The following is a 15,211-nucleotide window of genomic DNA, read 5'->3' as shown; positions in this document are numbered from 1 at the left end:
ACCGCCGCCCACCTGTTCTGCACCGAGATCCGCACCACTGCCGACGCCGACCCAAAAGCCCCGGACAGCACCTGACTCTCTACCAGGTCGTGCACCACCTCCAACAACTCCTCGCCACCTGGCACGGCACCTGCCCCACCTGCAGACGCCCCACCGCCCACCGCAAACCCAGACCGAGCTAACAAAGCACTACTAGGTCGTGTCTTCAAATCCTCGCCGGGCCCGCGAACTTGAAGACACTCCCTAGAACCGCAGTGCGGCGGCGAGGCCGCCGGCTTCGGCGAGCGTTCCGTCCGGGACGAAGTCGACGACGCCGTCCGCGTCGAGCACTGCCTCGACCAGCGAGTCGACGATGTCGTCCTCGACGCCGTCGACGCTCGGGGTGCCGCCGTCCAGGACGCTCAGCGCGGCCCGCTCGGCGCCCTCCACCGCCTCCGGGCGCGCGGTGATGCGCAGGCCGTCCTCGACGACGAGGTGCGCCACACGTCCTTCGTGGGCGGGCAGCCAGGCGTCCTGGACGCCTGCCGCGTACCGCCGTCCGCTGCGCGCCGCGTCCAGCGCCGCCAGCGCCGCCGTGCTCCGGGCCTCGGCCAACTCCTCGCGCACCGGCGCGAGTTCGACGGCGAGCTCGGCCGGGGTGACGGTTCGCAGGCCGCCCTTGTCCAGCTCCGCCGCGATGTGGTCCGTGTGCCGGGTGACCGAGCGGAACAGGGACGTCTGCGGCCGCAATCCGACCAGGACGACCGGCTGCGCGCGCCCGTCCAGCGCGGCGGCGAGCTTGTCGTCGGCCTCGGTGAACATGCTGCGCATGTCCTGCGACACCCCCAGGCCGCCGCCTTCGCGGGTGACCGGTCCGTCGCGCTCCTCGCCCGGGTTGGCGACCGGGAAGCCGTCGCCTTCGACGGGCTCGACCTGGGTGCCGCGCCCGTGCCACAGCCGAACGTCGTCCTCGCTGAGCACCAGCACCCAGTAGGGGCGCGACCGCGCCTCCGCGGCGACCAGGTTGCGGGTCAGGTACGTCGTGCCGAACACCACCCGCTCGGAGACCTCCGCGCCCACCCGGTACATGCGGTGCTCGTCCTCCGACGCGTACAGCACGAGCCCGTCGAGGAACCGCTCCGGGTCCAACTCCTCGCCCGCGAGCCGCAGATGCTCGGCGACCGCGAGGCGCCTCTCGCGTGGCACGTCGGGGTCGTCCGCGAGCCGTCGGCCCGCCTCCTCAAGGAGGTTGCGCAGCCGGATGTGGTCCTGCTGGTTCTCCGGCCGGCGGCGGTGCGTGGGCAGCGTGACCGACACCGCGGGGTACGGACGCGGCCTGCGCAGCTCGGCCAGCAGTTCGGCGGTGGGGCGGACGGCCTGCGGCATCGTTCCTCCATGCGGGTGAACGCAGTCGGGCATACGGGCGGGCGGCAGTGCCGGAGCACGGTGCCGCCCATTGAAGGAACGTCTCACGGTTCGGCGCGGGCTGCCCTGATCTGCTGCGCCGATCGGGTTGCCGCACCCTTGCCTCCGGTTGGCCGGTTCCCGTCCAAACTCCCGGAACCTTGCCAAATATGCATCAGTCGGTTGATTGAAAAATGATCCGCCCGGCGGCACTCTTGCTCCCCGGTTGACACGTGTGTCGGGTGCTCCGCCACGTGTGCGGTCACGTGTCGCCGTGTTTCTGCCGTACGTACCACCCCCGGTACCGCGTACGAAGACGGAGTCATATGACCCACACAGCAGACCCCAGCGAGGCAACTGCAACCTCCGAGGCGTCCGACGCCTCCGACCCCGGGCGCCGTGCGGTCCTGGGCGGCCTGGCCGCCGCGGCCGCGCTGACCGCGGCGCAGTGGACGCCCCTGTCCCGCATACCCGTCGGCGGCGCGGAGGCCACCGTGCCGCCGCCGCCCGGTCCGCCGCCCGGCATCGCCGTCTACCAGCAGTCGTACCGCAATTGGTCCGGTGAACTGCGCGTCGACGACCTGTGGACGTGTGCGCCCGCGACGCCCGCCGACGTCGTCATCCTCGCGAACTGGGCCAAGGCGCACGGCTGGACGCTCCGCGCCAAGGGCCACAGCCACAACTGGTCCCCCATCCTGGTCACCGCCGACGCCGGAAGCGCCGCCACGCTGCTCGTCGACACCACCCAGAACCTCACCTCGATCGCCGTGCAGACCGGCGCCACGCCCAGCGTCACCGCGCAGGCAGGCGTGTCGATGGACGTCCTGCTGGCCACGCTGGAGGCGTCCGGCTACGGCCTGACCGCGGTGCCGGCACCCGGCGACATCACCCTCGGCGGCGTCCTGGCCATCGACGCGCACGGGACCGCCGTGCCGGCAGTGGGCGAGACCAGGCCGTACGGCCACACGTACGGCTCGATCAGCAACCTGGTGCTGTCCCTGACCGCCGTCGTCTGGGACGCGCCCACCGCGCAGTACAGGCTCAGGACGTTCCAGCGCACCGACCCCGCCATCGCCCCGCTGCTGGTGAGCCTGGGCCGCGGCTTCGTGGTCGAGGCCACGCTGCGCGTCGGGCAGAACCAGCGGCTGCGCTGCCAGAGCTGGATGACCGTGAGTGCCGACGACATCTTCGCTCCCCCGGCGACCGCCGGCGCCAACTCCTTTGCGTCGTACGTGAACCAGAGCGGCCGCGTGGAGGTCATCTGGTTCCCCTTCACCGACAACCCCTGGGTCAAGCTGTGGACGGTGGCCCCGACCAAGCCGCCGCTGTCGCGCCAGGTCACCGCGCCCTACAACTACCCGTTCAGCGACTTCCTGCCCACCGAGGCCGCCGACCTGCTCGGCCAGATCATCGCCGGGAACTCCGGCCTCACACCCGCGTTCTGCAACCTCCAGGGGGCGACGTCGAGCGCGGGCCTGCTCGCGACGCTGTCGTGGGACCTGTGGGGCTGGTCGAAGAACACGATGCTCTACATCCGGCCGACGACCTTCCGAGTCACCGCGAACGGGTACGCGATCCTCACCAAACGCGCCGACATCCAGCGCGTGGTCAGCGAGTTCCACGCCTACTACAAGGGAGCGCTGGCGTCCTACCAGGCACAGGGCAGGTTCCCGATGAACGGGCCGTTGGAGGTCCGGGTGACCGGCCTGGACGATCCCGGGCACACGGGGGTCGCGGGGGCGGTGCACCCGACGCTGTCGGCGCTGCGGACGCGGCCCGACCACCCCGAGTGGGACGTGGCGGTGTGGCTCGACATCCTCACCACCCCGGGGACCCCGTACAGCGGGCAGTTCTACCGTGAGACCGAGCAGTGGGTACTCGCGAACTACTCGGGCAGCTACCCGCAGGTACGCGTGGAGTGGTCGAAGGGCTGGGGCTACAGCGGTACGGCCGCCTGGTCGGACCCGACCACGGTCGGGACGACGGTGCCGGACTCGTTCCGCAGCGGTCTCCCGGCCGGGAACAACTGGGACACCGGCGTTGCCGCGCTCGACGCGTACGACCCGCACAGGGTGTTCACCAACCCGTTCCTCGACACCCTGCTCACCTGAGCCGCCGCGGCCGTCCCGGGCGGGCCGACACCGGTCCCACGGGACGGCCGCACGGAGCGCCGTACCCGGCCGCCGCCCGGCCGCCCGTCCTTCCCACCCGGGATTGCGAGGTGCAAGAATTGCGCCCTGCATACGTCACGCCGCGGTCGCGGCGCCGCGCCGGGTGAGGGACGGAACCGATGAGCTCTGGCACCACCGCCGAACCCCTCGATCCGGACGCCGGGTTGGTCGAGGCGGTGTTGCGCCTGCGCCGCAGTTCGCCCAGCCGCCTGCTGCAACAGGACCTCTACCAGGTAGGCGACACCCAGCTCACGCCTGTGCAGGTGGACGCGCTCGAATGCCTTGCGGGACGTCCGGTGTGGCGCATGCACGAACTCGCGGCCCGGCTCGGCATCGACCCGTCGACCGCGACGCGCACCGTCGACCCGCTGGTACGCCTCGGCCTCGCCGAGCGCGAGCCGGACCCGGCCAACCGCCGCTATGTGTCGGTCCGGGCGAGCCGCCGCGGCAAGACCGTATCGGGCCGCATCACCCGGGCCCGGCTCGCCCTGATGCGCGACGTGCTGGCGCCGATGCCGGCCGAGGACCGTGCGGAGCTGACCCGGCTGCTGACGCAATACGTCGACCTGATCGAGGAGTACGCCCGCGGCGTGCCGTCCGCCCCGTAGGTGCACGCCGCGATCCGCGACCCGGCCGCCTTTCGGCGCGCCGGTCCGCGGATCGCGGCCGCATTGTTCAGCAGCAGGGCGGGTCGAGCACCCACGCCACGACGAAGACGAGGCAGAGCGCGGCGATCGACGGCAGCCGACGGCGCCACAACTCGGCCCGCGACTGCGCCGCGGCGGCCTTCCCGGCCTCGGTCCTGTCCTCGGTACCGGTCGTCATCCGGAGAGCGTAGCCGCTGCCGCCTTCAGCGGGTGGCAGGCGGCGTGAAACCGTACAGCGCCGCGACGTTGCCCGAGGCGATGCGTGCCGCCTCGTCCGCGGGCAGGTCCGCCAGGACGCCGCCCAGGATCTCCCGGCTGCGCGGGAACGTGGACTCCGTGTGCGGGTAGTCCGACCCGAACATCAGCGTGCCGACGCCGATGACGTCGCGCACCCGCACCCCGAGGGCGTCCTCCTGGAAGGACGCGAAGCAGTTGTTGTGCCAGTAGTGCGACGGCAGCACGTCGGGGTCGGCGAAGCGGTGCCAATCGCCGCGTGCGGGGCGGTCGGTGTACGTGTAGTCCATCTGGGTCAGGAAGAACGGGATCCAGCTCAGCTCGTGCTCGACCGTGCCGACGCGCAGGCCCGGGTGCCGCTCGAACACGCCGGACAGGATGAGGTCGCCGAGCGCGGCGCGTACCTGCTGGTCCTTGTTGACGAAGACGGACGGCGGGACCTCCTTGATGTCGAGGAAGAACTCGCCCGTACGCGGGTCCGCGCGGTCGGTGCCCACGTGCAGCGAGATCGGCACGCCCAGTTCCTCGGCGGCCTGCCAGAGCGGCTCGTACGCGGGGCTGCGGTACGGGTTCCACACGGGAGTCCGCACCGGTATCAGCGCGCCGCTGAGCCCGCGCGCGTGGGCGCGGCGCAGTTCGGCCGCCGCCTCGGCCGGGTCGTCGGTGTTGAGCATCGCGACGCCCTTGAGCCGTGCCGGGTCGTGCGCGCAGAAGTCGGCGAGCCAGTCGTTGTAGATGCGGACCGAGCGCGAGAGGACGCCGCTCTCCGGGACCGCGTACGACACCAGGCCCTGGGACGGGTAGATGACCGAGCCCCAAATGCCGTCGGACTCGTTCTCGGCGAGGTAGCGGGCCGGGTCGTACGCGGAGTCGCGCACGTCTTCGAAGGTGGCGGACGTGCGCAGCCGGTCGGGGTCGTGGGCGAAGCGCTCGCCGGTCTGGATGCCGAGGAACGACATCGTGCGGCGGCCCGCGACGTACCACCAGTCCCCGTCGTCCTCGCGGACCACGCGCGGGAGTTCGTCGTCGGGGGCGACGCGCTGCCACAGGTCGGGCGGTTCGATGATGTGCGAGTCGGAGGAGATTATCCACTGCTCTGGCGACAGGCCGGTCATATCGGACTCCGGTCTTGGGGGCGGGACCGGGACCCGCAAATGCGTCGGCGGCAAGCCGACTCGCGGATCCCGGTGCGGTGGTCAGAGAAGGCGGCCGGGCAGGCGGGCCAGGTCGCCGCCGACATCGACGCCGTCACGGCGGGTCACGCTGCCGTTGACGACGACGTGTTCGAGGCCGGGCGGCGCGTCGACGACGAGGCGCTCCCCGCCCGAGGGCAGGTCGGTGACCCGGCGCGGGGTGGGTGCGCGCAGGTCGTCCCAGCGCAGGACGAGCAGGTCGGCGGCCGCGCCGACGCGCACCCGGCCGCGGTCGGCGAGGCCGAGCAGGTCGGCGGGTTCACCGGTCAGGCGGTGCACGCCCTGCTCGGGTGCCATGAGTTCGCGGTCGCGGACCCAGTTGGCGAGGAAGTCGACGGGCATGTGCGCGTCGCAGATCTGCCCGGCGTGCGCGCCCGCGTCGGACAGGCCGAGGACGCAGCCTTCCGCGGCCAGCAGGGTGCGCAGCGCGTCCCCGTCGTCGTTGGCGAACGTGACGGCGAAGCGGGTGCGCAGGTCGTCGGCGAGGCTGAGGTCGAGCAGGACGTCCAGCGGCGTGCGGGCGGCGTCCTCGGGGCGTCCGGATTGCCGTGCCTCGGCGGCGAGTTCGGCGATGCCGCGGCCGATGAGGCCGGTGTGGCGGGCGGTTTCCACGACGGTGATGTCGGCCCAGCGCGGGTTGACCCACCGGCGGCTGTCGAGTTCGCGGTACGCCCGGTCCCGCCACGCCGCGTCGCGGTAGCGCTCGGCCCGCTGCGCCGGGGCGAGCGGGGCGAGTTCGGCCCACGCGGGGACCGAGTAGAACGAGGACGGGTCGGCCGCGGATATGCGCTGCTCGATGGGGCGGCACGTGACCTGCGGGTGTACGTCTGCACCCGCCTCGCGCCCGGCGCGGTGCACCGCGAGCTTGTCCGCCCAGTGCGCCCGCGGGCTGCCCTCGGGGTAGGTGAGCAGCGCGGACCACGTGATGGGGCGTCCCAGCGCGGGTTGGAAGTCGTAGAGCCAGGCGAAGTCCTCGCCGGGCGCGACGTGGCAGATGCCGCGCCCGACCTCGGCGGTGACCCGCATGAGCGCCTCGACCTCGGCCTGCGTGGCGTTCATCGAGGGCACGGGCCGCCCTCGGTCGCCGATGTGGAAGCCGCTGCGGTCGGTCGAGAACCCGAGCGCGCCGGCCCGCAACGCGTCCGCGACCAGGGCGCGCATGCGGTCGATCTCGTCGGCGGTGGCGGCGCGGTCGTGCGCGTCCTCGCCCAGGACGGTCATGCGGACCGCGTTGTGGCCCACGTAGCCGCCGAAGTTGATGCCGACGGCCCGCCCGACCCGGGCGAGGTAGTCGGGATAGGTGGTGAACGACCAGTCGACGCCCGCATCGAGGACGGCGGCCGGCATGTCCTCGACGTGTTCGAGGATCCGGACCAGCGATCCGCGCATGGCCGGCGGGCACGGCGCGAGCGACAGGCCGCAGTTGCCGGCGACGACCGAGGTGACGCCCTGGCCGCTGGACGGGGTGAGCCAGGGGTCCCACAGGACCTGCGGGTCGTAGTGCGTGTGCAGGTCGAGGAAGCCCGGGCACACCACCGCGCCCGAGGCGTCGAGTTCGACGGCGCCGCGCACGGTGGGGGCGATCTCCGCGATCCGGCCGTCGCGTACTCCGACGTCGGCACGGAACGGCGGTGCGCCGGTGCCGTCGAGCACCGTCCCGCCGCGTAGGGCGAGGTCGTACGACATGGGCAACTCCTCGCGTTTCGACGCTACTTGCCGGTCCCGGCCGCAACCGTGGCGGTCGGGCCCGTGCGCGGAGTCAAGCATCTGCTCTTGCAAAGTACAAGTGTTGTGACGCGCAATCCAGATGGTTCGGCGCGGCGGGCCGGGCCGGGGCGGCGACGGTGCGATGTCGGTGCGATGCCCAGGCGGCGTCGGGGTGGCGTCGGGGTGGCGTCGGGGCAGCGGCCCGGGCCGCCTCAGGGGTTCCTCAGGCCTGCGTCCAGGCGGCGACGACCGCGAGCGCGAGGGCGGCGCAGATGCCGAGGTTGACGTACGCGTGCGCGAGGAATACCGCGGCGAACTCGCGGATGGTCGCACTCGGCCAGAAGTAGCGCGCGGTCGGCGACCCGATCACCTGGGCGCCCAGCCCGGCCTTGCGCGCCTCCATGGCGGCCCGAAAGGCGTGGTAGTTGTTCGTGACGACGAGGCAGCGGAAGCCCGGCTTCGCCTCGGCCATGATCTCCCTGCTGAAGCGCATGTTCTCGGTGGTGGTGGTGGAGCGCGTCTCGCGCACCACGCGGTCGGCGGGCACGCCGCGCGCCAGGAGGTAGTCGGCCATCGCCACGGCCTCGGGGACGACTTCGTCCGTGCCCCGGCCGCCCGAGACGAGCAGGATCGGCTTGCCGCCGCGCGCGGACTGGGCCTCGTACACCGCGAGGCCCCGGTCGAGTCGGCCGGCGAGCAGGGGCGGCACCTGGTCGCCGTCCACGAGGCCGGACCCGAGGACGACGATGTAGTCGACGTCGCCGCGGACGGGCATGCGGCCGTAGAGGTACGCGTACCCGATGAAGCACGCGAACAGGAACGAGACGTAGCCGACCACGAGGAGCGCGCTGGTCGCCACGATCTCCAGCGGGCGGTCGTCCACCGCCACGGCCGCGCCCAGCAGGGCGACGAACGCCAGGATGCCGAGCCCGGCGAGCAGCGAGAGCAGGTTCGCGATGCCGCGGCCCTCCTTGCGGACCATCGTGACCCCGTTGGCGACCAGCAGCCCGGCGAGCACCAGGATGCCGAGCGCGGGGCCCACCAGGATCGCCGCGACCACGATCTCGAAGACCTCGACGGGCGCCTTGGCCAGGTCGTCCACCACGCCGATCGCCAGCGTCGCCAGCGCGAGGCCCAGGAAGACGGCGTTGCGGAAGCGGCGGCGGTCCCGCAGCACGCCGGCGGCGAAGAGGACGAAGAACACCAAGGCCGCGATGTAGGGGATCACGCGCCAATGTTAGGGAAATCCCCTGGCCCTCCCGGCCACCGGCGATCGATGCCGCGCGGCGCGGTACCCGTGCATTTTCGGCATGCCCTCGGCGGCGCATGCCCCTTCCGCTTTCCATACGCATCCGTATGGTGAATCTCGTCCGGGGAGCGGAAGCACGACTTCCGGGTGTGGTGCAGCATGCCCGCGCTCGCCGGCGGACCAGGAGACCACCCTCGCAAGGAGTGGACGCACATGCGAATACGCGGATCCAGAACGGCAATCGCACTCGGTGTCGGCGCGGCCCTGCTGGGCGGCGGGATCGCCGCGGGGCCCGCCGCGTCGGCGGGGCAGTCGGCCGCCGCGCACGCCCCGCCCACCGCCCAGCGGCTCGTCCCCGTGGAGGGCACCGCGAACTTCCGCGACCTGGGCGGCTACCGGACGTACGACGGGGAGAAGACGCGCTCCGGCGTGCTGTACCGGTCCGAGGCACTCAACAAGGTGACGCCCAACGGCGTGGCGCAGATGGCCGCGCTCAAGCTGAAGGGCATCGTCGACTTCCGCACCGCGGCGGAGATCGCGGCGAACGGGCCCGACAAGTACCCGGCCGGCGTACCGAACACCAACCTGGCCGTCTCCGACGGCGGCCTGATGACCACGCTCTACGCCGTCATCACGTCCGGCGACCCGGTCAAGCAGGAGCAGATCCTCGGCAACGGCAGGGCCGCGCAGCTGGTGGTCGACATGTACCGCACGTTCGTCGACGACCCGGCCATCCGCGCGCAGTTCGCCGCGACGGCCAAGGGCGTGGCCAACGGCACCGTGTCGCTGTACCACTGCTCGGCGGGCAAGGACCGGGCCGGCTGGATGACCGCGATCCTGCTGACGGCCGTCGGTGTGCCGACCGGCACGGTCAACCAGGACTACCTGCTCAGCAACCAGTACCTCAAGCCGGGCAACGACGCACTCAAGCAGCAGCTGCTCGCGAGCGGCAGGATGCAGAACCCGTCGCTGCTCGACCCGCTGCTGGGTGTCGACCAGCGCTACCTGGACGCCGCACGGGCCGCGATCGACGCCCGGTACGGCTCGTTCGGCAAGTACCTGACCGACGGGCTGGGCCTCGACGTCCTCACGCTCGTCAAGTTGCGGCAGCGCCTGGTGACCTGAGGCCGGGGGCCGGAGGGTGCCCGGCGGCGTTCGCACCGCCGACGATCGCACCATCGGCCGCCCGGGGTTCGCACCGGGTTCGCACCGGGTTCGCACCGAACGGGAACAAACGAGGCCGCCCGGCGGCCGGGCTCCTCCACAGCCCCGGCGGCCGGGCGGCTGCTTTGCCGGTACGTCAGCGGCCGTCCGGGTCCGCGCGGTCGTCCGTGTCCCGGTCCGCATCCGCGCCCGAATCCGGCCCGGAGCCCGGATCCGTGTCCGCGTCCGGATCCGCGTCGGCTTCCGCGTCCGCGTCGAACTCCAGGCCCAGCTGCCCGTCGATGACGGGCTCGCGTTCGTGCAGGATGTGCACCGCGGCCTCCTCGGCGGACGCGGCACCGGAGTCGACGCCGACGTCGTCCGCGAACATCCCCTCGTCTTCGTCGACGAGGCGGCCGGACCGCGGCTCGGGCCCCTCGGCCCAGCGGTCGTCGATGTCGTCGATGTCCTCCGGCTCCAGCTCGGGTTCCTCCTCGTCCAGCAACTGGTCGAGGGATTCGCCGCGTTCGGCCTCCTCCGCGGTGGTGCCGAAGCGCTCGGCCGCCGACCAGCGGTCGGGGGGCTCGACCCCGACGTCCAGCGGGTCGGCACTCAGGTCGTCGGTGACCAGCGACTCGGAGGCGTCGAGGGTGGGGTCCTCGTACGGCTCGTCGTCAGGGCCGCGCCGGCCGGGCGGCTTGCCACTGCTGCTCATCGAATCGGGTTCCCTCCGTGTGCCGGAATCCCGATGATCACGTGCGGCGGCGCCGCGAGGCGGTGGTTGCGCCGAACGTGGGTGCGTCGCCGGATCAGGCCCGCGGGGCCGTGGCGGCGTGCTGCATGGCGCGCACGACCTCGACCAGCGGCCGCAGCTCGGGCGACTTCTCGGCGTGGGCCAGGGCCTCCTCGAGTGCCCGGTCGTTGGTCTCGCGCGCCCGGTCGAACAGCGCCCGGCCCGCGTCGGTGACGTTGGTGTAGATGCCGCGCCGGTCGGTCGGGCAGAGGTACCGCACCAGCAGGCCGCGCTCCTCCAGGCGCGTGACCAGCCGCGTCGTCGCGCTCTGGCTCAGGGCCACGGTGTCCGCGAGGCGCGTCATGCTCAGGTGGCCGCCATCCCCGTCGTGCTGCTCGCTCAGCACGACCAGCGCCGAATACTCCCGGACGCTCAACCCGTGCGCGCCCTGCAGCGCCTTCTCCAGGTGGGCGTCGATCCGGTCGTGGAGCAGCGAGAGGGCGCACCAGCCCTGGGCGAGGACGCGCCCGTCGATCTCCGGTCCACGCATACCGCACTCCCCTTCACAGCCGGCATCGCGCCGACTCTTGCCCGCCATGATACCCCACTGGCGCGATTAACCCGCTCTTGCATATATCCCGCGCATGCAAGTAACGTCGTCTGCAAGTAACCGCTACGCCGTGCCGTCCCCGGCCCCGACGAAAGCCCTCTCATGCCTCTTGCACTCCTGGCGCTGGCCATCGGCGCCTTCGGCATCGGAACGACCGAGTTCATCCCGATGGGCCTGCTGCCCGAGGTCGCCGACACCTACTCCGTCTCCATCCCGACCGCGGGCCACGTGCTCTCGGTGTACGCCCTCGGCGTCGTCGTGGGCGGCCCGCTGCTGGCGGTGCTCGGCATCCGGGTGCCGCGCAAGCGCATGCTGCTCTCGCTGATGGGCGTGTTCATCGCCGGCAACCTGCTCTCCGCCCTCGCGCCGGGCTTCGGCGTCATGCTCGCCGGCCGCGTGGTCGCCGCGTTCGCGCACGGGGCCTTCTTCGGCATCGGCGCCGTCGTCGCGGCTGACCTCGTGGCGCCGCGCAAGCGGGCCGCCGCAATCGCCACCATGTTCACCGGCCTGACCGCGGCCAACGTGGTCGGCGTACCGGCCGGCACCTGGCTCGGCCAGGCGTTCGGCTGGCGTACCACGTTCGCCGTCGTCGCGGGTCTCGGCGTGCTCGCGCTCGCGGGTATCGCCGCCCTGGTGCCCGCACATGCGGGCGCGGGCGTCGGCGGAGAGGCCGCCCGCGACACCCGTCTGCGCCCGGAGTTCGAGGCGCTGAGGAATGTCCAGGTGTGGCTGGCCATGGCGATGACCGTGCTCGGTTTCGGCGGGGTGTTCGCCGCCATCAGCTATATCGCGCCGATGATGACCGACGTCGCCGGCTATTCCGAAGGCTCCGTGACGTGGCTCCTGGTGCTGTTCGGCGTCGGCCTGTTCGCCGGGAACCTGGTCGGCGGACGTTTCGCGGACCGCGCCCTGATGCCGAGCTTGTACATCTCGCTGACCGGACTGGCCGCCTCTCTCGCCCTGTTCACCGCGACCGCGCACCACAAGGCCGCCGCGGCGGTGACCCTGATGCTGATCGGGGCCTTCGGCTTCGCGACCGTGCCGCCCCTGCAGAAGCGCGTCATGGACCAGGCCGCGGGCGCGCCGACGCTGGCCTCGTCGGGCAACATCGCGGCGTTCAACCTCGGCAACGCCCTGGCGACCTGGCTCGGCGGCGTGGTGATCGCCGGCGGCCTCGGCTACACCTCGCCGAACTGGGTCGGCGCCCTGATGGCACTGTCGGCGCTGGCGCTCGCCGTCCTGTCCGCCCGGTTGGAGCGGCGTTCCGGCCGCCGCACGGTGGAGCGGGCCGGACGCACCGTGGCGTCCGGGACGGGCGCGGGGCCTGTCGCGTCCGGGACGGGCGCGGGGCCCGCCCCGGACCCGGCCGATGTCTCAGGCGGCGTCCCGGAAGGGGCCCGTCACCTCGAAAGTCACGCCGGCCAGCGGTGAGTTCGAGGTGCCGCGCTGCGACGAGAAGTACAGCCGCCGGCCGTCCGGGCTGAACGCCGGTCCGGTGATCTCGGAGCCGTCGTGCCCGGTGACCTGGAGAAACGGCGCGACCGTCGCGTCCGCGGTGATGAGGCAGATCTGCATGTCGCCGCCGTCCTCGGCAACGAACAGGTCGCCGTTGGGGCGGCCGGTGATGTTGTCGACACCGGTGAGCGGGGCGGTCCCGGCGGGCACCAGGCCGTCGTCGTACGCGATGTCGAGCACGCTGGCCGCCGCGTCGTACACCCACACGCGGTTGTCGCCCTTGGTGGTGAACCACAGCCGCCCGTCGCGGTAGTGGGCGCCCTCGCCGCCGTCGAAGTGCCGCGCCTCCGCGACCTGGTTGCGGGTGCCAGCGAGCCAGTCGCCGGGGCGGGGCACGGGCCGCCAGGTGACCGGCCCGGTCACCGGCTCGGCGGGCGCGCACAGCACGTCCAGGCGGCCGCTCGACAGGTTGCCCCAGGTGTCCGGGGTGAACCGGTAGAGGCAGCCGTCGCCTTCGTCCTCGGTGAGGTAGATGACGCGGCGGTCGGGGTCGGCCGCGGCGGCCTCGTGCTTGAAGCGGCCCATGGCGGGGCGCGCACCGGCACCGTTGCGGCCGTACGGGTCGGTCTCCCACACCTGGCCGAACGGCACCTCCTCGCAGGAGAGCCACGTGCCCCACGGGGTGGCGCCGCCCGCGCAGTTCACGTTCGTGCCGCCGAGGATCGAGTACGCCCCGCGGATGCGCCCGTCGCCCGCGAAACGCAGCGCGGACACCCCGCCCACCAAAGGGAGTTCGGAGTTGGACACGTAGATCCAGCCGTCGCCGTCCGGGAAGCACGCGCCGCCGTCGGGCGCGCCGTGCCACAGGTGCAGCGTTCGGGTCACGAACCGGCCGCTGCGGGCGACGACGCGGGAGGTGAAGCCGGCCGGGAGCCGTACGCCGTTCGCGTCCGGGCCGAGCAGCGCCCCGTAGGGCCCGGCACCCGGTTGCGCGGGCGCGGCGCCCGCGACCGAGCTCCACAGCGATCCGCCGAGAGCGACGGTGCCCGCTCCGACGGCGGTGCCTCGCAGGAACGTACGCCGGTCCATGTTGTGCCCCCTTTGTCGCGGACGGTCTGGCCGTCGCCCAGAGTCTCTCGGTCCGCTGCCCGACGCTAGTGCTGTGCGATCGGTTTCGAGCGGCTGCCGGTGAACTCCGGACGACCATCCGGCTTACAGAGGCGCCCATTCGGGCGTCGCGGTCGCGAACGAGTGCTCGGCGCACGGCGGGTGGGATCGGTTTCCGTCCGGCCGCCGAGTCCGTACCATGCGGACGATGACGGGGGAATCGCAGTCCACGACCAATGGAAGCCTCGTATTGGCACTGGCCGCAGTGCTGTTCGCGGTCGCGTTCCTGCCCTTCCTCCTCGAGGACGACTCGGGGAGAGGCGGGACGGCGTTCACCGGCGGGGTCGGCACGGCCGGGCCGGGCGGCACGCCGCGGCTCCCGGACGCCACGGCCACGCGCCGTGCCGCTCCCCCCGCGGATGCCTCGGACCCGGACACCGAGGATCCGGACGCCGAGGACCCGTACACCGCGGCCCCCGACCCGACGTACCCGCGGCCGGTGGCCCCACCGGCGCCTGTACACGATCCCCGCCAGGAGGCCTTCGAGGCTGCCGCGCGGGTCGGGACGTGCCTCAACGCGTACCTGCTCGGCGACAGCGCCGGGACCTGGAACAGCGAGGTGCCGCGGCAGGTGCCGTGCGGCGCATGGGAGGCGTACGCACGGGTGGCCGGGGTCAACGGCACCTGCCCGACCGCCGACGCCGGGTACGCGCGCTGGGGCTACGGCAACGTCTCCCTGTGCCTGGAACGGCAGTTCAAGCAAGGGCAGTGCTTCCTGGTCAGCCGCGAAGGCGGCACGTCGAGCGATCCGCAGTACTCCGGCAACCTGTTCACCTGGGCCGACTGCGGCGCCCAGCGCATTCCGGTCGAGTACGACTCGATCCTCGTAATCACGAACGTGTACCGGGCGCCGAGCACGCTCACCGACTCGATGTGCCGGCGCGCGACGAACGACCGGACGCGCTACTGGTATTGGCTGGCCCGCAACAACTCGACGCTCATCTGCGCGACCTATCCGGCCCGTTGACGGCTACTCGCGGGTGACCGTGAACATCGCGCCGAACGAGAAGAGCAGCGCGAACAGCACCGGTGGGCCCGCGGAGAGCAGATACGAACCCGCCAGCGCGGCGATCGCGCAATAGGCGGCCGTGACAACGGAGATGGCCGTCTGGAGGTCGGTCGGCCCGTGATTGTTGCGCCGTACGACGACTGCGAAGAAGACCGCGGCCCACAGCGCCGCCCGCTCCTGGCCGAACGAGACGTCCTCCTGGATGTCCCAGAACGTGCGGTGGAACGAGCCGTCCCGCGCCGCCGCGACGGCGGATTCGAGGGCGGACTCGACGGTGTTCGGCACCGGGCGGCCCGCACGCACGTCGTCCATGTAGAACCGCAGATACTCGGACACCAGCAGCGTCGCCAGCCCCAGGGCGTGCAGGACCTTCGCGCCGGTGTCCCACGGCCCCAGGCGCGGTTTCCGCGCCTCGCCCGTACTTGCAGGTGCCCCGCCGTCCGCGCCCCCGTCTGCAGCCACGCAGACGATCGTACCGACGGCGGGGCCCCGCACCAGGGTTGACGACGT

At 72.4% G+C, this 15,211-nt stretch carries 14 protein-coding genes; 5 read left to right on the top strand and 9 right to left on the bottom strand.

What is annotated here, in order from left to right; all coding sequences use genetic code 11:
• Positions 1-243: 243 nt before the first annotated feature.
• Positions 244-1,365: a baeRF3 domain-containing protein gene (locus ACWD12_RS21955; protein ID WP_450100929.1), complete on the bottom strand. Its 1,122-nt coding sequence runs from the start codon at positions 1,363-1,365 to the stop codon at positions 244-246.
• A 344-nt stretch (positions 1,366-1,709) separates the two neighbouring features.
• Between ACWD12_RS21955 and ACWD12_RS21950 the strand changes: the two genes are divergently transcribed.
• Complete coding sequence (locus tag ACWD12_RS21950) at positions 1,710-3,494, top strand: cholesterol oxidase substrate-binding domain-containing protein (RefSeq protein ID WP_450100928.1); 1,785 nt, start codon at positions 1,710-1,712, stop codon at positions 3,492-3,494.
• Between the two features lie 179 nt (positions 3,495-3,673).
• Positions 3,674-4,162 carry a MarR family winged helix-turn-helix transcriptional regulator gene (locus tag ACWD12_RS21945; protein ID WP_450100927.1) on the top strand — a complete coding sequence of 163 codons (489 nt, stop codon included), beginning with the start codon at positions 3,674-3,676 and terminating at the stop codon, positions 4,160-4,162.
• A gap of 67 nt (positions 4,163-4,229) precedes the next feature.
• Here ACWD12_RS21945 and ACWD12_RS21940 read toward each other — a convergent pair whose 3' ends face one another.
• The 4 genes from ACWD12_RS21940 to ACWD12_RS21925 form a co-directional block, all read right to left on the bottom strand.
• Positions 4,230-4,379 (bottom strand): hypothetical protein, encoded by a 150-nt coding sequence (locus tag ACWD12_RS21940; protein ID WP_358353832.1) that lies wholly within the window; start codon positions 4,377-4,379, stop codon positions 4,230-4,232.
• Between the two features lie 25 nt (positions 4,380-4,404).
• A complete protein-coding gene (locus ACWD12_RS21935; RefSeq protein WP_358353829.1) occupies positions 4,405-5,550 on the bottom strand; it encodes an amidohydrolase family protein in 1,146 nt (381 codons plus the stop codon).
• A gap of 81 nt (positions 5,551-5,631) precedes the next feature.
• The gene (locus ACWD12_RS21930) at positions 5,632-7,314 is read right to left on the bottom strand and encodes an N-acyl-D-amino-acid deacylase family protein (protein ID WP_450100926.1); all 1,683 of its coding nucleotides are present in this window, start codon (positions 7,312-7,314) and stop codon (positions 5,632-5,634) included.
• A 244-nt stretch (positions 7,315-7,558) separates the two neighbouring features.
• On the bottom strand, positions 7,559-8,563 hold the full coding sequence (locus ACWD12_RS21925; RefSeq protein WP_450100925.1) for a YdcF family protein: 1,005 nt from the start codon (positions 8,561-8,563) through the stop codon (positions 7,559-7,561).
• Positions 8,564-8,797: 234 nt separating this feature from the next.
• Between ACWD12_RS21925 and ACWD12_RS21920 the strand changes: the two genes are divergently transcribed.
• A complete protein-coding gene (locus ACWD12_RS21920; RefSeq protein ID WP_450100924.1) occupies positions 8,798-9,709 on the top strand; it encodes a tyrosine-protein phosphatase in 912 nt (303 codons plus the stop codon).
• A 175-nt stretch (positions 9,710-9,884) separates the two neighbouring features.
• Here ACWD12_RS21920 and ACWD12_RS21915 read toward each other — a convergent pair whose 3' ends face one another.
• Complete coding sequence (locus ACWD12_RS21915; protein ID WP_450100923.1) at positions 9,885-10,442, bottom strand: DUF5709 domain-containing protein; 558 nt, start codon at positions 10,440-10,442, stop codon at positions 9,885-9,887.
• Positions 10,443-10,536: 94 nt separating this feature from the next.
• Positions 10,537-11,010 (bottom strand): MarR family winged helix-turn-helix transcriptional regulator, encoded by a 474-nt coding sequence (locus tag ACWD12_RS21910; protein ID WP_450100922.1) that lies wholly within the window; start codon positions 11,008-11,010, stop codon positions 10,537-10,539.
• Between the two features lie 162 nt (positions 11,011-11,172).
• Here ACWD12_RS21910 and ACWD12_RS21905 point away from each other — a divergent pair, with 162 nt between their 5' ends.
• Complete coding sequence (locus ACWD12_RS21905; RefSeq protein WP_450100921.1) at positions 11,173-12,501, top strand: MFS transporter; 1,329 nt, start codon at positions 11,173-11,175, stop codon at positions 12,499-12,501.
• Here the strand turns inward: ACWD12_RS21905 and ACWD12_RS21900 are convergent.
• Positions 12,445-13,614 (bottom strand): alkaline phosphatase PhoX, encoded by a 1,170-nt coding sequence (locus ACWD12_RS21900; RefSeq protein WP_450100920.1) that lies wholly within the window; start codon positions 13,612-13,614, stop codon positions 12,445-12,447. The two genes, ACWD12_RS21905 and ACWD12_RS21900, sit on opposite strands and share 57 nt — an antisense overlap.
• A gap of 226 nt (positions 13,615-13,840) precedes the next feature.
• Here ACWD12_RS21900 and ACWD12_RS21895 point away from each other — a divergent pair, with 226 nt between their 5' ends.
• Positions 13,841-14,659, top strand: a complete 819-nt coding sequence (locus tag ACWD12_RS21895) for a hypothetical protein (RefSeq protein WP_450100919.1) — start codon at positions 13,841-13,843, stop codon at positions 14,657-14,659.
• 3 nt (positions 14,660-14,662) lie between these two features.
• On the opposite strand, the gene ACWD12_RS21890 is transcribed toward ACWD12_RS21895, so the two are convergent.
• On the bottom strand, positions 14,663-15,163 hold the full coding sequence (locus ACWD12_RS21890; protein WP_450100918.1) for a hypothetical protein: 501 nt from the start codon (positions 15,161-15,163) through the stop codon (positions 14,663-14,665).
• Positions 15,164-15,211: the final 48 nt, after the last annotated feature.

This window comes from Streptodolium elevatio (assembly GCF_053592165.1).
Note: the sequence above shows the minus strand (reverse complement) of the source record. Positions and strands in the feature narration are given on the sequence as shown.

Bases quoted from the DNA above. Each gene is read 5' to 3' on its own strand.
- ACWD12_RS21935 (WP_358353829.1), bottom strand. From the start codon at position 5,550: ATGACCGGCCTGTCGCCAGAGCAGTGGATAATCTCCTCCGACTCGCAC.
- ACWD12_RS21905 (WP_450100921.1), top strand. From the start codon at position 11,173: ATGCCTCTTGCACTCCTGGCGCTGGCCATCGGCGCCTTCGGCATCGGA.
- ACWD12_RS21945 (WP_450100927.1), top strand. From the start codon at position 3,674: ATGAGCTCTGGCACCACCGCCGAACCCCTCGATCCGGACGCCGGGTTG.
- ACWD12_RS21915 (WP_450100923.1), bottom strand. From the start codon at position 10,442: ATGAGCAGCAGTGGCAAGCCGCCCGGCCGGCGCGGCCCTGACGACGAG.
- ACWD12_RS21895 (WP_450100919.1), top strand. From the start codon at position 13,841: ATGACGGGGGAATCGCAGTCCACGACCAATGGAAGCCTCGTATTGGCA.
- ACWD12_RS21900 (WP_450100920.1), bottom strand. From the start codon at position 13,614: ATGGACCGGCGTACGTTCCTGCGAGGCACCGCCGTCGGAGCGGGCACC.
- ACWD12_RS21950 (WP_450100928.1), top strand. From the start codon at position 1,710: ATGACCCACACAGCAGACCCCAGCGAGGCAACTGCAACCTCCGAGGCG.
- ACWD12_RS21930 (WP_450100926.1), bottom strand. From the start codon at position 7,314: ATGTCGTACGACCTCGCCCTACGCGGCGGGACGGTGCTCGACGGCACC.
- ACWD12_RS21920 (WP_450100924.1), top strand. From the start codon at position 8,798: ATGCGAATACGCGGATCCAGAACGGCAATCGCACTCGGTGTCGGCGCG.
- ACWD12_RS21910 (WP_450100922.1), bottom strand. From the start codon at position 11,010: ATGCGTGGACCGGAGATCGACGGGCGCGTCCTCGCCCAGGGCTGGTGC.
- ACWD12_RS21955 (WP_450100929.1), bottom strand. From the start codon at position 1,365: ATGCCGCAGGCCGTCCGCCCCACCGCCGAACTGCTGGCCGAGCTGCGC.
- ACWD12_RS21940 (WP_358353832.1), bottom strand. From the start codon at position 4,379: ATGACGACCGGTACCGAGGACAGGACCGAGGCCGGGAAGGCCGCCGCG.